This window comes from Massilimicrobiota sp. An105 (assembly GCF_002161155.1).
GTDB lineage: Bacteria > Bacillota_I > Bacilli_A > Erysipelotrichales > Coprobacillaceae > Allocoprobacillus > Allocoprobacillus merdigallinarum.
On record NZ_NFLY01000053.1, the window covers coordinates 1 to 14,631 of the forward strand.

Sequence of the window (14,631 nt, forward strand, 5' to 3'; positions counted from 1 at the left end):
CTAGTATTTTTGGAGAAAGTTTATTTGATGACTGGTTTGATGATTTTGACAAGGAATTCTTTGGAAAGAAAAATCCATTGTATGGAAAACATTCAAGAAATGTGATGAAGACAGATGTACGAGAAACAGAAGGAACATATGAATTAGATGTGGATCTTCCAGGCTTCAAGAAAGAAGATGTGGAATTGTCATTTGACAATGGATATTTGACAATCTCAGCTAAAAAGAGCTTAAATAAAGATGAGAAGAATAAAGAAGGACAATATATCCGACAGGAAAGATATGCAGGAAGCATGAGTCGAAGCTTCTATGTGGGAGAAAGTGTACCACAAAGTGATATCAAGGCTAAATTTGAAGATGGAGTCTTGAGAATATCAATACCAAAACAGGATATGAAAGTCATCGAAAACAACAATACAATTACGATTGAATAAAGAGTCAGGGTTCGAGAAATCGAACTCTTTTTTTGTAGACAATTCATGAAATTTCTTCTATTATAGAAAAGTCCTATAAAAAAATGTAGAAGTATGCTATAATACAACCGTTAAAATAAAATGTGTGGGAGAAAGATATGATTGGTTTTTATAATTATACTGTCATATTAACTTATTTAAGTTTGATAAGTGCTTTGTTTGGAACGCATTTGGCATTTAAAGGGAATTTTAGTGGAGCACTTATTTGCTTATTATTAAGTGGTGCATTTGATTCCTTTGATGGAATGGTGGCACGTACAAAGAAAGACAGAACAGAAGAAGAAAGAAAATTTGGAATACAAATTGATTCATTAGCTGATATGTTTAGCTTTGGTATTTTTCCAGCTATTATTGGATATACCATGATGGATTCTATTGTGTGTGGTGTAACTTGGTTATGGTTTTTTATTTTTGCGTTATATGCTTTATGTGCTATTAGTAGACTGGGATATTTTAATGTGGTTGAAGAAATGCGACAAAAAGAAACCACAGAAAAAAGAAAATACTATCAGGGTTTACCTGTTACAAGTGCAGCATTAATCTTTCCAGCTATCTATTTATTAAGACATGTTTTGACAGCTGAGTTGACGTATAGTATATATGCATTGGTTATGTTTGTTGTCGCATGGGCATTTATTATTAATTTTCAAGTCAAAAAACCTGGTTTAAAAGGCATTTTAGTTATGCTTGTTATGGGTATTTTGATTTGTACAGGATTGTTGATGTTATGAGAATATTTGATCGAAGTGGACAAGAACTCATTGTCAATCAAAGCCAAAATCAATTATTAAAATTTTTATACAGTCATTTTTTAGGAAGATGTGCACTAAAAGTGTTAACCCTTCCTTTTATTACCCACATTGGTGGCTGTTATATGAATAGTCGATTTTCAAAACGTAAGATACAGCCGTTTATTCAACAAAATCAAATTGACATGAGTCAATATGAAAAACAGGAATATAGCTGTTATAATGATTTTTTTACTAGAAAAATAAAAAAAGAAGCAAGACCTATTTGTATGGAACATGATCTTTTGATTGCACCTGCAGATTCTAAATTAACCTATTATCCAATTCATCAAGATACATATTTAACAATAAAGGATACCGTCTATTCTTTATCTGATTTATTGAAGAATCAATCGTTAGCTCAGGAATATGATGGTGGAACATGTCTGATTTTTAGGTTGACGGTAGACGACTATCATCGTTATTGTTATATTGATGATGGAACAAAAGAACAGGATATTTATATACCTGGTATTTTTCATACTGTTAATCCTGTTGCGAATGATTATTACCCCATTTATAAACAGAATTCACGTTCATATTCGTTGTTACATACACAACACTTTGGGGATGTTATTTATATGGAAGTAGGCGCAATGATGGTAGGAAAAATTGTGAATCATTCCAAGACATCATTTCAGCGCGGAGAAGAAAAAGGATATTTTGAATTTGGTGGATCAACAATAGTTGTTTTGTTTAAAAAAGATATAGTTGTTATAGATGAAGATATTATTAAAAACTCTCAAAATAATGATGAAACACGTGTGCTTATGGGAGAGAAAATAGGAATAAAAAGATAAGGAGGAAAGAAAATGTCAAAGGTTATAGCTGTTACAAATCAAAAGGGTGGTGTTGGTAAAACAACAACAAGTGTTAATTTAAGTGCAGCTCTTGCATATATGGGTAAAAAAGTTTTATTAATTGATATTGATCCTCAGGCAAATGCGACACAGGGATTAGGTGTTGATCGTGCATCTTTAGAATGCACAATTTATGATGCTATCGCACAGCAAATGCCTATTCAAGATATTAGTATTCCTTCTGGTGTAGATAACCTTGACATTGTTCCAGCAAATATTGATTTGGCTGGTGTTGAAATTGAACTTTCACAAGTCAAATCTGGAAGAGAACAAAGACTGAAAAAGGCATTAGGTGAATATAAAAATAAATATGATTATGTGATTATTGATTGTCCACCGGCACTTGGTTTATTGAATACAAATGCTTTAACTGCTTCGGATTCTGTATTGATTCCTGTACAGTGTGAATATTATGCCTTAGAAGGACTTACACAGTTGTTGAATACAATTTTATTAACACAAAAAGTTTTTAATGAAAACTTAACTATAGAAGGTGTTTTACTTACAATGTTGGATGCACGTACCAATTTAGGAGTGGAAGTTTCACAGGAAGTCAGAAAATACTTTAGAGAAAAAGTATATGATGTTGTGATTCCTAGAAATATTAAATTGTCTGAAGCACCATCTGAAGGATTAAATATTTTTGATTATGATGCTCATTCTGAGGGCGCAAAAGCATATGCCAAATTGGCTAAGGAAGTGGTGAAACGAAATGGCCGCAAGTAAAAAGAAAAAAAGTGGTTTAGGTAAAGGTTTAAATGAATTATTTCAAGGTGAAGATATTCAAACAATGATTGATGCAATTGAGAAAAAACCATCTCAATTTGCACAAGTTCAGATTCCCATTGATCAGATTCGTCCTAATCCTTATCAGCCTAGAAAACATTTTGATGAAGAAAAATTGAATGAATTAGCACAATCTATCAAAGAACATGGGATTTTTCAGCCAATTATCTTAAAAGAAGCGATTCAAGGTTATGAAATTGTCGCTGGAGAAAGACGTTATCGTGCAGCTTCAATTGTTGGTTTAACAGAAGTTCCAGCTATTATCGTAGAATTTACAGATCAGCAAATGATGGAAATTGCATTGTTGGAAAATATTCAACGTGAAGATTTAAATGCAATTGAAGAAGCTCAAGCTTATCAGAATATGATGAAAAAGCTCAAATTAACGCAAGAAGAATTAGCAAAGCGTATTGGTAAGTCTAGAGCTCATGTAGCGAATACTGTTAGACTTTTAAAGATGCCTCAAAAATTACAGGACTATGTTTTAGAAGGCACACTCACAATGGGACATATCAAACCTTTAATTACTATTGATGAAAAGAAAGCTCTAGAAGTTGCAAAAAAAGCTATTGAACAACAGTTATCTGTAAGAGAAGTTGAGGATATTGTCAAAGGAATCAAGCTTCAAGAAGCAAGAAAGTCTAAACCTAAAGAAGTAAAACCTCAAGAATATGTTTATGTAGAAGGATTATTACGTAAAAAATACCGCACAAAAATTAAAGTTGATGATCATACAATTACTTTGAAATATACAGATACTAAAGATTTAAATAGAATCTTAGAATTAATGGGAGTTATTGAAGAATCATAAGACTTAATATACTGAACATGAAATGACAATATAAAGACAAGTGGAGGTAAAAATGAAAAAAATATATTTTTTTATAAAGATTTGTTTCTTTATTGTTGTTATATCAGTGTCCATATATTTAAAAGAAAACGATTTATTAACATATATAGCTCCAATAGGTGCGTTCGATCAAACTAGCACGATTATTCAATTTAATGAATTTTCAAATGTTCTGATAGGGAGTAGTTTGCTATTACTTGCTATATTCTTTGTTTATTATAGAATGAGTATACACTTATCTTATATTACATCATTAGATAAAATAGTCTTATTTTACTATATTATATATTTTATCATTATATTAATTACTAAATTCTCATTTTATGAATTTACTGCTGATATGGCCCAATTAACATTTATGTTATCTTCTATCACATTTTTACAATCTCACTTTTTAAAAATATTACCTATTGGAATAATCATTTATATTCCAATAATATATTTATTTTTTATTCAAAAAAAGATTGTAAGAGATGAAAGAATCATGATGATAAGATGACTGACTTCAATGACATTATGTCAGAATGATTATTAATCAGTTGATAATGATATGATGACTTAAAATATACAGATACTCAAGATGAAAATAGAATCTGAGAATTCATTTGAATGATTGAAGAACATAAAAACCTGTTCATATGAGCAGGTTTTTATTTCTTTTTCAATAGATCTTTGTGAGTTCTTTTATAATATTTTTGACGAGAATAATCATCAGGATATTGATGATAAGCATCTTCAATGTGTCGAGGATCAATAACTTTAACATGATTTTGATGGAAGTAATCAATAATATGAATGAAATCATCTTTATTTTTTACTTTAAGTTTATATGTTCCTTGAGGGCTGACACAATTTAATAGAATATGAAAGACATATTCACTATATATACCAAAAATAACAAACTGTGCAGTTAAATCCATTCTGATTTCTTGAATATCCTTGAAATCAAATTCAATATCATCATGATGAACATTCTGATAAGATATGTGAGTACCATGAATATAAAGCGGTGTACTATTTTTTAAGATATTTTCATCACTTTTGAATCCATCCAATACCATATAAACAGTTTGTCTGGATATAAATGCTTTATCTTGATTATCAACTTTGATTTTTTCAGTTGTAGGAGCAGGATTGGTAGATTGTAAAGGACTTGTCTGGTCAAATTCATAAAGCAATGTATCTTGATGAACGACTTGGTTAATTTGGTCTAAGAACTCCCTTTGTGTTGCCTGATTTCTTTGGACAACAGCTTTAATACCGCCATCATATAAATACATCATTGTTTTTCCATAACTGGCAATCATAGGATCGTGTGTCACTAAAACAATTGTTGTATCACGTTGATTGAGGTGCGATAGAATTGTTAAAAGCTTATGAGAATTTTTAGAATCCAAATTACCTGTAGGTTCATCACAAAATAGAATTTCTGGTTCATTGACTAAAGCACGAGCAATAGTGGTTCTCTGACATTCGCCACCTGAACATTCATGTGGAAATTTATCAAGAATACCTTCGATTTCTAAATCTTTCGCAAGAGTTTTGATTCTGTTTTCAATATCTTGACTTTTTTGATTACCTAGAATAATAGGAGCAGCAATATTATCATAAATAGATAGATAAGGAATTAAGTTATGATTTTGAAAAACGAAACCTAATTTTTGATATCTAAATTCACATAAGTCATTTTTATGCATTTGAGAAATATACTGATTAAAGATTTGTATATCACCACGACTAGGTTGATCTAATGTTGATAAACAATTTAATAATGTACTCTTCCCAGAACCAGAAGGTCCCATAATACAGATAAAATCACCTTTTTGAAGTTGGAAATTGACATTATTTAAAGCATAGATATTTTTTCCTCGTTTTAAGAATATATCCTGATCATATATTTTTGATATATTATTCGCCTCTATTAAGATATTTGACATTGTTGATGACCTCCTTTATACAGTGTCTTTCTTTCAAGATAATATAAATCATAAGCAAAGTATATAAAACCAAATATAAACATTCTAAGCTATACATCACTTGGCTTGTGAGAAATTGATGAGTGATAATATAATCCCCTAAAGAATAGATGTAAACAAATGGTATAAAGATAACCAATATAAGAAATAAAAGATTTTTAAATATAGAAATTTGAAAAAGTTTACTTGGACTATAACCTAAAGCATATTGTGTTGCGTAAATATGCATTATGGATTTGATATATAGTGAATATTTGATAATAAAACATAGTAACAACATGATAAGCATCATAATAAAACACGGGATAATGAAGAGGGTTATATAACTCATGTCACCACTCATTAATACAAAGATAAACATTGTAGGTAAGACAATGGAATGAATATTAGCAATAGAAACAAGCTGATTGGTTAAATCAATAAAGCTTGAAATGCTGTTGAATAAGAGTGGGTGATGAAGAAGTGTTGAGTGAAATAGATCGAATAAAAGTGGAATGAAAGTATTAATAATGGAAGCAATAGAAGCAATAGATATTAGAAATAATGCAAAATAAATGAATTTATTTTCAAATAACGAATCAGTCGCTAATGCATATAATGAGTAGAAAAAGATATGGAGAGTGAATAGGGATGAAATGATCTGACCGGTTGGAACCTTACGTTTTTGATCATGACGACTCATAGAAATCATATAAGGTGTCACTTTTTGCATATTCTTATGATTTATTGTTTCTATAATATGAGTATCAATCTCCGTAAACTGTTGAGCACTTATTGCTAAAATAAAGATCACAGTAAAGATTAAAAAGAAAGTATACAAGAAAAATGTATTTAAGAAATGATATTGGAAAATATAATTCATATGAATATGGATCAGATAAATATTGATACCTTTCATAATCAAGATACCTAAAATGAATCCTAGAAAAAAAGCAATCAAAGACATGATACCATATTGAATTATCAGATAAAGAAATAAATCTTTGGGTTTTCTTCCAAAAAGTAATAACATTGAAAATTCATGTTTTTTATTTTGAATAAAATATTTCGCAACAAAAACACTCAATACAACTGCTATCATTAAGGTTAAAAATGGAATAAAGGCAATTGCCCTGAATGTCATCCAGTCAATTTTTAAATCTAAACGTGAAAGATGATCATACATGGCAATAAAACAAAATTCAAAAGAAGCTATCAATGTTAAGATACTTAATAAAAGTAAATAGTCTTTCTTTTGATGAATAACAATTTTTTTAATGAATGTAAGCATATGTTTTCCCTTCTTTCATCCTTATTAAACACTATAGAGTAACTACAAGGTCAAGAATTTTTATGAAAAAGTTCTCTTTCTACTTATATAATACACCTATACATAAATAATTAAAATAATTTATGCAATAATGAAATAAATTGATTTTTTCTCTATCAAATATGGTTTTAAAAACTACATTTATATTGACATCCCCATATATATTTGTTAATTTATAATTAAGAGATTATGGATACGAGGAGATTGGATATGAAGATTATTACGGATACGGGAGCTTTACTATCACCAAAGGAAGGAGAAAAAATAGGGGTTGATGTTCTTCCTTTAAATGTTATAGCTGATAAAAAGAGTTATAAAGAATATGTTGATGTGACAAGTCAGGAATTTTTAGATATTGTCAAAGAAGGACATGTACCTAGTTCATCACAGCCTTCTATTGGTGAAACAATGGAATTATTTGAAAAATATCCAGAGGAAGACATTTTGGTTATTAATATGGCTGATGGATTATCAGGAACATATCAAAGTACAGTGAGTGCAAAAGAAAGTGTAGAGCATAGTGAAAATATTCATGTTATTAACTCTATGACTTTATGTGGACCACAAAGATACTTAGTAGAAAAAGCTGTTGCTTTAAGAGAACAGGGATTGGATATTCATCATATTATGAAAGAATTACATAAAAGCATTGCATGTGAAAAATCATTTTTAATTCCTCAAGACTTTGGCTTTTTAAAACGTGGAGGACGCTTAACACCACTTGCAGCAACACTTGGTGGTATGTTGAAGATTACACCTATTATGACAACTACAAAAGATGCTAAAAGATTAGAAAAATATGCTATGAAAAAAACTTTTAAAAGTGCTGTTAAAGAAATTATGAAAGCTTTCCAAGAATTAGGTGTGAATGAAGACTTTAAAATTTATGTGACACATGCAGGGGTTTTGAAACAGGCTCAAGATGTTGTCAAACAGTTACAGACTGTTTTTGAAAATACAGTCATTGAAATGTATGATCTTTCTCCTGTTTTTATAGCTCAAGGCGGACCAGGTTGTATTGCTGTTCAAGCGATTAGAAAATAAAGGAATAAGGCTGTTAATGATGTCATTAACGGTCTTTTATTATATAATGAAAAAGAGGTGATGATGGTGAACTGTCAAGATATATTAGAGTTTCAAGGTGTTTGGAGAGATTATCAACAAAGAGTATTGAATCAATTAGATATTTATAAAAAAGATCATAAAATTCATATTGTCGCTGCGCCTGGTTCAGGAAAAACGACTTTAGGTATTGAAATTATCAGACGCGTTAATAAACCAGCATTAATTCTTGTACCAACAATTACTATTCGACAACAATGGGTGACAAGAATCAAAGAATCTTTTTTAAAAGCAGGATTGAAAAGTGAGGAATATATATCACAGGATTTAAAACATCTTCGATTGATTAATGTTTCAACGTATCAATCTATTCATAGTGCCATGCGAAAGGTTAAAGATCAAGAAGATGAAGAAAATGTAGATTATCAGGATTTTTCTTTAATTGAAGCTATAAAAGAAGCAGGAATAGAAACATTATGTTTAGATGAATGTCATCATTTAAGAACTGAATGGTGGAAAGCGTTGGAGGATTTTAAAAAGCAAATCACTACTGTTTTTACAATTTCCTTAACTGCAACACCACCATATGATTCTTCCATAGCCATGTGGACAAGATATTTAGATATGTGTGGAGACATTGACATAGAAATTACAGTACCTGAATTAGTCAAAGAAGGGAGTCTGTGTCCACATCAGGATTATGTTTATTTTAATTATCCAACAGCTAAAGAAGAAGCCAAGATGAAAGAATTTCAAGATGATGTACAAAATGTTTTTTCATTTTTCATGCATCATCAAAAATTCCAACAGGCTATTTTATCACATCCATATGTGAGATCTATTCAAGATTTAGATAAAGCATTAGAAAATCCAGCGTATTTATCTTCTCTATTGATTTACTTGGAAAGTCAACAACTCTCTTATCCAAGAGAATATTTAAAAATATTGGGAACAAAGAAGTTGGAGAAGATGTCTATAAAATGGATGGAAATTTTATTGCAGGGATTTTTCTTTGATGACAGGGATTCTTATATTATCAATGAGGAAGATTTTGAAGAGCTTTACAAATATGTCAAATCACATGGATTGATTGAGAAAAAGAAAGTCATTATGCAAGTTGATATTGCTTTTGAAAAGATGCTGATTTCTTCGGTTGGAAAATGTGAAAGTATTCGAGATATTGTATGCCATGAATACAAACATATGAATAGAGAGTTAAAATTATTAATTTTAACGGATTATATCAAAGGTGAATATGAAAAAGCTATTGGTGATGATACAATGAGTGTGCATGCTTTAGGGGTTCTTCCTTTCTTTGAAATGTTAAGAAGAGAAAGTATTCAACATCATCAACCATTTCATTTGGCAGTCTTATGTGGATCTATGATTATCATTCCTGCTTTTTTAAAAAATCAATTAAGACAACTTGTCTCACAACAAATAGAAATGACATTTCAGCCATTTAAGGCCATTGATGATTATGTTAAAGTGAATGTGAAAGGAAATCATCATGAAATCATAGAAGCAGTGAGTGATTTATTTGAACAGGAAGATATTCAAGTTTTAATTGGGACAAAGTCATTGCTTGGTGAAGGTTGGGATTCACCTTGCGTAAATACTTTAATTCTCGCAAGTTTTGTTGGTTCATTTATGTTAAGTAATCAAATGCGTGGAAGAGCCATTCGTACCTATCATAAAAATCCTGATAAAGTGAGTCATATCTGGCATCTTGTCTGTGTTCCTCCTCAAAAAGGAATTATCAATCATAGACAGGAGATTAATCAGACTGAAAGTGATTTTGAAAACTTGAGAAGAAGGATGGAACATTTCTTAGGCCTTCATTATGATAAAGACTTTATTGAAAATGGTATTGAAAGATTGACTGCAATTCAGTATCCATTAGATCGTTCACATATTAAAAAAACCAATCAAAAAATGTTAGAATTATCCTCTCAAAGAGAACAGTTAAAAGAAAGATGGGATCGTTCTTTAGCTATATATGATAAGATTGAAGTTGTTGAAGAAGTAGACATGGAAGATCAAAATATGACAAGTGTCTTATTGTATGATGCGATTAGACATGTGTTATTAACTATACTGAGTTTTGTACTTACAGGTATTTTGATATGTGTACTAGCAAGGCTTTTACACATTCAAAGCAAGTCTATGATTTATGTTTTATTTTCTTGTATTTTCATTGGTGTTGTGAGTGTATTATGGAGATTAAAAAAAGTATTTACATGGATGAATCCTTTGAATCGTTTACAGTCTTTTGGTGATGGCATTTATCAGGCTATGTTAAATATGCATTTGTTTGAAATGTTGAATTGTCGTGTACAAACAGAATCACAAGCGGTTTTATACTCTATTTATTTAAGTGGAGGAACTGCTCATGATAAGGCTTTATTTGCAAAATGTGTGAATGAATTTTTTGATGAAATTGATAATCAACGCTATATCCTTTACAACAAACATCAAAGAAATAAGATGGATAGATATTTTGTCGTTCCTGATATTTTTTCTAAACGTAAAGAAGATGCAATGATTTTTGCGCAGTGTATGCAACCTTATATAGGAAAATATCAATTGATTTATACAAGAAATGAAGCAGGAAGAAAGATTTTGCTTCAAGGAAGAAAAGATGCTTTAGCTAATAGACAAAATAGACTCTTAACAAGAAAGAAAGTTAAAGGGGCTTTGGAATAGATTTATTTTGATGTCAATGCCTATATAAAATTTATTTCAGTGTTTGAAAATAAGAAGAAATCATCTGGTTTTGATTTAAGATTATTGGACTATTGTTATTGTCAATAGTCCTTTATGCTATAATAAGAAAAAGGAGAGGATTATGATGCAGGAATTTTCAAATATATTTTTAACAGGTGGATTCATTATATCATTAATAAGTATCATAGCGTGGTGGCAATTATTCAAAAAGGCTCGTTTAGAAGGATGGTATGCATTGATTCCTATTTATAATATTTATTCTTTTTGTAAGATGGTTACAAGTTCTGGATGGACAATGTTGATAGCCTTGATTCCTTTTATTAATATCATATTTATCATTTATCTCCTTATGAGATTATCTTATGCTTTTGGGCATGGATTATTATTTGCCTTAGGATTATTTTTCTTTTACCCAATCTTTATTTTGATTTTAGCTTTTGGGCAGTCAAGATATATAGGTTAAAGACTTTCAAGTTATGAAAATGAATATGAAAAAATGGGAATATTGATTATAATATGGAAAAAGGAGGAATGAAAGATATGAGTTTCCCAAGTGGGTTTTATTGGGGTGGAGCAACTGCTGCTAATCAATTAGAAGGTGGATGGCAAGAAGGTGGAAAAGGTATTTCTTGCCCAGATATCTGTACAGGTGGTACAGCAACAACAAGTAAAAGAATTACACCAGTTTTAGAAGAAGGAACTTTTTATCCTAGTCATGATGCAATTGATCATTATCATAGATATAAAGAAGATATTGCATTATTTGCTGAAATGGGATTTAAAATGTATCGTTTTTCAATTGCATGGACAAGAATCTTTCCAAATGGTGATGAAGAACAACCAAATGAAGAAGGATTAAAATTTTATGAAAGCTTAATTGATGAATGCTTAAAATATGGTATTGAACCAATGGTCACTATTTCTCACTATGAAGTTCCATTTAATCTGACAAAGAAATGGAATTCATGGGTAGATCGTAGAATGATTGATTGTTATTTAAGATTCTGTAAAGCTATTTTTACACGTTATAAAGGTAAAGTGAAATATTGGTTGACATTCAATGAAATCAATAGTGCAACAACACCAATGGGTGGATTCTTATCACAGGGAATTTTAAATGAAATCAAAGCTATGGACTTTATGGATCAGGTTGATAATCCAAACAATCGTTTCCAAGGATTACATCACCAATTTTTAGCAAGTGCTTTAGCTGTGAAAATGGCACATGAAATTGATCCAAATAATCAAGTTGGATGTATGCAAATTATGGCAACAAGTTATGCTTTAACTTGTCATCCTGAAGATGAAATCGTGAACCAACAAAAAGGGCATTTAATGAACTGGTTCTGTAGTGATGTGCAATGTCGTGGAAAATATCCTAACTATATCAAGAGATATTTCAAAGACAACAACATTACTGTACATATGGAACCTGGTGATGATGATATTTTAGCTGCTGGACCTGTTGATTTCTATACATGTTCATATTATATGTCTAACTGTCAAACAGCTGACGAATCAAAAGGAACTGGTAAAGGTAATATTTTAGGTGGGGTTCCAAACCCATACTTAAAAGCAAGTGACTGGGGATGGCAAATTGATCCAATTGGACTTCGTTATTCATTAAATGAAATCTGGGATCGTTATCAAAAACCAATCTTTGTCGTAGAAAATGGTTTAGGTGCTTATGATAAGATTGACGAAGATGGAAAAGTTTGTGATGATTATCGTGTAGACTATTTAAGAAGTCATATCCAACAAATGCATGAAGCTGTTTTAGATGGTGTTGATTTAAGAGGTTATACACCTTGGGGATGCATTGATTTGGTTTCTGCTTCTACTGGTGAAATGGCTAAACGATATGGATTTATCTTTGTTGAAAGATATGATGATGGAACAGGAGATTTCTCTCGTCGTAAGAAAGAATCTTTCTATTGGTATAAAAAAGTTATTGAAACAAATGGTGAAGATTTAGATTAAAAAGACTGCTTAGGCAGTCTTTTGCAATACGTGATCTGATAAGGATTGAGGAATGAGTTGTTGATAAGTTTCTTCAATCCATTTTTTTGTCAAACCATTTTGATAATGATAATGTGATGTTTCATATTGAGTTGTATATTGATCATAAGGAATAAGTTTAAAGTTTTGTAAATGTTCATCATAGTAATTGATAACAGGGATATAGTCAATGTTTTGAATAGAAATTTGATTATTTTCTTCTACAATGTCAAGTGAAACCATCATTGAAACATTATATGCATTTTTAAATTCCTGGTGAGTACGATCGACAATAGGGTCTGCACTTACAAAATTTCCTAGAGAATACATACATAAAGTGCGATTGTTATTAATCCAATCCATAGGCTGTGAACAATGAGAATGATTACCAATAATAATATCAACACCTAAATCACTAAGCAATTGAGATACTTCTTCTTGTTGAGTTGAAATATCATATGTAAATTCATTTCCCCAATGCATCATTGCAATCAAGACATCACAGTTTTCTCTAGTTTGAGTCACTTCTTTCGTTAATAAATCTTTATATGCCTGTGTCATTTTTCGGTCACTAGGACGATTAAATAAAGCAACTTTGGCTTGATTTTCATCACTGACAATTTGATTTGTTGCATATGTATAAGATACAAAACCAAGCTTTATTCCATGAATAGTCATATATTTTCCTTGATCTCTATCATCTTGATTATAGTAAGTGCCCACAGCTAAAATATCTTTTTCTTTTAAGAAATCAAGGGTATTATCAATGCCTTGATTTCCTCGATCATTAGCGTGGTTATTAGCAGTTGAAACGACTTCTAAATCAAGAGATGCTACCTGTTTACCAATTTCACGAGAAGCATTAAAAGAATAGCCTGTCCCAGAAATGTTCAGTTCTTTACCACCAATAGGTGTTTCCAGATTAGCAATGGATAAATCATCATTTTGTAGATAAGGTCTTACCAAATCATAATAGCCTTTATCTTGGCTATCATCTTCGATCCAGTCATAATAAGGCTTTTCATATAATAAATCACCAATAAAATGACAGCTTACTGTGTTTTTTGTTTCTCCTTTTTGAGGTTGTGTTTGTGGTTGCGGTTGACATCCAACAAGCAAAAGGACCAAACAAACAAATAATTTTATTTTTTTCATGAAATCACCATAATGATTGTATAATATTGTCGAAAGCTGTTCAATACCTATGATATAATAAAATATAGAGAAAAGAGGGTTTATATGATTGAAAAAGCAAGATTAGAAGATTGTGATGAGATTTATGACTTAATGTGTATATTAGAAAATCAAAAATTAGATTATGATCATTTTAAACAAACTTATCACCAGGGAATCAATAGTAATGATGTGGTATATCTGGTTTATCGACAAGACAAAATATTAGGGTTTTTAAGCTTTCAGATTCATCGTTATTTACATCATAATCAAGATACAGGAGAAATTGTTGAACTGGTTGTTTTACCAGAAAGTCGAGGTCAGAGAATTGGCGGACAGTTATTACAGGCTATCGAAGCTAAGGCCAATGAATTGCGTTTAGAACAGATTGAATTATCAACATCGACTTATAGAAAACAGGCGCATCACTTTTATGAACAAAATGATTATGAGATGTTGCATTATAACTATACAAAGAATTTATAGAACTATAAGATAGTTCTTTTTTTGTATTATAGGAATTTGGTTTCGTTTGGTTGATAAACGCTTAAAGCAAATATTAACAATGAGCAAAATAAAAAGTAATGCACCAGCATTACTCTATTTTTCTGCATGCAAAAACGTAACCA

The 14,631-nt window shown here is 30.5% G+C and carries 14 protein-coding genes; 11 read left to right on the plus strand and 3 right to left on the minus strand.

The features are described from left to right. The 6 genes from B5E48_RS11920 to B5E48_RS11945 form a co-directional block, all read left to right on the plus strand. On the plus strand, window positions 1-434 hold a 434-nt coding region (locus tag B5E48_RS11920), incomplete at its 5' end, for an Hsp20 family protein (protein ID WP_143747024.1). 137 nt (window positions 435-571) lie between these two features. Then, window positions 572-1,204, plus strand: coding sequence for a CDP-alcohol phosphatidyltransferase family protein (locus B5E48_RS11925; protein ID WP_087305256.1), 633 nt, complete (start codon window positions 572-574; stop codon window positions 1,202-1,204). Beyond that, window positions 1,201-2,061 (plus strand): phosphatidylserine decarboxylase, encoded by an 861-nt coding sequence (locus B5E48_RS11930; protein ID WP_087305258.1) that lies wholly within the window; start codon window positions 1,201-1,203, stop codon window positions 2,059-2,061. The genes B5E48_RS11925 and B5E48_RS11930 overlap by 4 nt, the downstream gene beginning before the upstream one ends. Window positions 2,062-2,073: 12 nt before the next feature. Continuing rightward, window positions 2,074-2,847 (plus strand): ParA family protein, encoded by a 774-nt coding sequence (locus B5E48_RS11935; RefSeq protein ID WP_087305261.1) that lies wholly within the window; start codon window positions 2,074-2,076, stop codon window positions 2,845-2,847. Next, entirely contained in the window at window positions 2,834-3,718 is an 885-nt protein-coding gene (locus B5E48_RS11940; protein ID WP_087246033.1) for a ParB/RepB/Spo0J family partition protein, read from the plus strand. The genes B5E48_RS11935 and B5E48_RS11940 overlap by 14 nt, the downstream gene beginning before the upstream one ends. 52 nt (window positions 3,719-3,770) lie before the next feature. After that, window positions 3,771-4,256, plus strand: a complete 486-nt coding sequence (locus tag B5E48_RS11945; RefSeq protein ID WP_087305263.1) for a hypothetical protein — start codon at window positions 3,771-3,773, stop codon at window positions 4,254-4,256. Window positions 4,257-4,407: 151 nt separating this feature from the next. Here the strand turns inward: B5E48_RS11945 and B5E48_RS11950 are convergent, their stop codons facing one another. Both B5E48_RS11950 and B5E48_RS11955 read right to left on the minus strand, forming a co-directional pair. After that, window positions 4,408-5,694 (minus strand): ABC transporter ATP-binding protein, encoded by a 1,287-nt coding sequence (locus B5E48_RS11950; RefSeq protein WP_087305265.1) that lies wholly within the window; start codon window positions 5,692-5,694, stop codon window positions 4,408-4,410. Continuing rightward, the gene (locus tag B5E48_RS11955) at window positions 5,666-7,003 is read right to left on the minus strand and encodes an FtsX-like permease family protein (RefSeq protein ID WP_087305267.1); all 1,338 of its coding nucleotides are present in this window, start codon (window positions 7,001-7,003) and stop codon (window positions 5,666-5,668) included. The genes B5E48_RS11950 and B5E48_RS11955 overlap by 29 nt, the downstream gene beginning before the upstream one ends. Window positions 7,004-7,252: 249 nt before the next feature. Here B5E48_RS11955 and B5E48_RS11960 point away from each other — a divergent pair, with 249 nt between their 5' ends. The 4 genes from B5E48_RS11960 to B5E48_RS11975 all read left to right on the plus strand — a co-directional run bounded on the left by B5E48_RS11960 (window position 7,253) and on the right by B5E48_RS11975 (window position 12,811). Continuing rightward, a complete protein-coding gene (locus B5E48_RS11960; RefSeq protein ID WP_087243927.1) occupies window positions 7,253-8,086 on the plus strand; it encodes a DegV family protein in 834 nt (277 codons plus the stop codon). A 63-nt stretch (window positions 8,087-8,149) separates the two neighbouring features. After that, window positions 8,150-10,810 (plus strand): DEAD/DEAH box helicase family protein, encoded by a 2,661-nt coding sequence (locus tag B5E48_RS11965; RefSeq protein ID WP_087305269.1) that lies wholly within the window; start codon window positions 8,150-8,152, stop codon window positions 10,808-10,810. 142 nt (window positions 10,811-10,952) lie between these two features. Then, window positions 10,953-11,294 carry a DUF5684 domain-containing protein gene (locus B5E48_RS11970; protein ID WP_241146975.1) on the plus strand — a complete coding sequence of 114 codons (342 nt, stop codon included), beginning with the start codon at window positions 10,953-10,955 and terminating at the stop codon, window positions 11,292-11,294. Window positions 11,295-11,371: 77 nt separating this feature from the next. Beyond that, entirely contained in the window at window positions 11,372-12,811 is a 1,440-nt protein-coding gene (locus B5E48_RS11975) for a glycoside hydrolase family 1 protein (protein ID WP_087305273.1), read from the plus strand. A 9-nt stretch (window positions 12,812-12,820) separates the two neighbouring features. Here B5E48_RS11975 and B5E48_RS11980 read toward each other — a convergent pair whose 3' ends face one another. Beyond that, on the minus strand, window positions 12,821-13,984 hold the full coding sequence (locus tag B5E48_RS11980; RefSeq protein WP_087305275.1) for a CapA family protein: 1,164 nt from the start codon (window positions 13,982-13,984) through the stop codon (window positions 12,821-12,823). 84 nt (window positions 13,985-14,068) lie between these two features. Between B5E48_RS11980 and B5E48_RS11985 the strand changes: the two genes are divergently transcribed. Next, window positions 14,069-14,488 carry a GNAT family N-acetyltransferase gene (locus tag B5E48_RS11985; RefSeq protein ID WP_087297775.1) on the plus strand — a complete coding sequence of 140 codons (420 nt, stop codon included), beginning with the start codon at window positions 14,069-14,071 and terminating at the stop codon, window positions 14,486-14,488. Window positions 14,489-14,631 lie beyond the last annotated feature (143 nt).

What these genes read in the sequence shown, in the direction of transcription:
- B5E48_RS11925 (WP_087305256.1), top strand. Translation starts at nt 572, where the DNA reads ATGATTGGTTTTTATAATTATACTGTCATATTAACTTATTTAAGTTTG.
- B5E48_RS11930 (WP_087305258.1), top strand. Translation starts at nt 1,201, where the DNA reads ATGAGAATATTTGATCGAAGTGGACAAGAACTCATTGTCAATCAAAGC.
- B5E48_RS11935 (WP_087305261.1), top strand. Translation starts at nt 2,074, where the DNA reads ATGTCAAAGGTTATAGCTGTTACAAATCAAAAGGGTGGTGTTGGTAAA.
- B5E48_RS11940 (WP_087246033.1), top strand. Translation starts at nt 2,834, where the DNA reads ATGGCCGCAAGTAAAAAGAAAAAAAGTGGTTTAGGTAAAGGTTTAAAT.
- B5E48_RS11945 (WP_087305263.1), top strand. Translation starts at nt 3,771, where the DNA reads ATGAAAAAAATATATTTTTTTATAAAGATTTGTTTCTTTATTGTTGTT.
- B5E48_RS11950 (WP_087305265.1), bottom strand. Translation starts at nt 5,694, where the DNA reads ATGTCAAATATCTTAATAGAGGCGAATAATATATCAAAAATATATGAT.
- B5E48_RS11955 (WP_087305267.1), bottom strand. Translation starts at nt 7,003, where the DNA reads ATGCTTACATTCATTAAAAAAATTGTTATTCATCAAAAGAAAGACTAT.
- B5E48_RS11960 (WP_087243927.1), top strand. Translation starts at nt 7,253, where the DNA reads ATGAAGATTATTACGGATACGGGAGCTTTACTATCACCAAAGGAAGGA.
- B5E48_RS11965 (WP_087305269.1), top strand. Translation starts at nt 8,150, where the DNA reads ATGGTGAACTGTCAAGATATATTAGAGTTTCAAGGTGTTTGGAGAGAT.
- B5E48_RS11970 (WP_241146975.1), top strand. Translation starts at nt 10,953, where the DNA reads ATGATGCAGGAATTTTCAAATATATTTTTAACAGGTGGATTCATTATA.
- B5E48_RS11975 (WP_087305273.1), top strand. Translation starts at nt 11,372, where the DNA reads ATGAGTTTCCCAAGTGGGTTTTATTGGGGTGGAGCAACTGCTGCTAAT.
- B5E48_RS11980 (WP_087305275.1), bottom strand. Translation starts at nt 13,984, where the DNA reads ATGAAAAAAATAAAATTATTTGTTTGTTTGGTCCTTTTGCTTGTTGGA.
- B5E48_RS11985 (WP_087297775.1), top strand. Translation starts at nt 14,069, where the DNA reads ATGATTGAAAAAGCAAGATTAGAAGATTGTGATGAGATTTATGACTTA.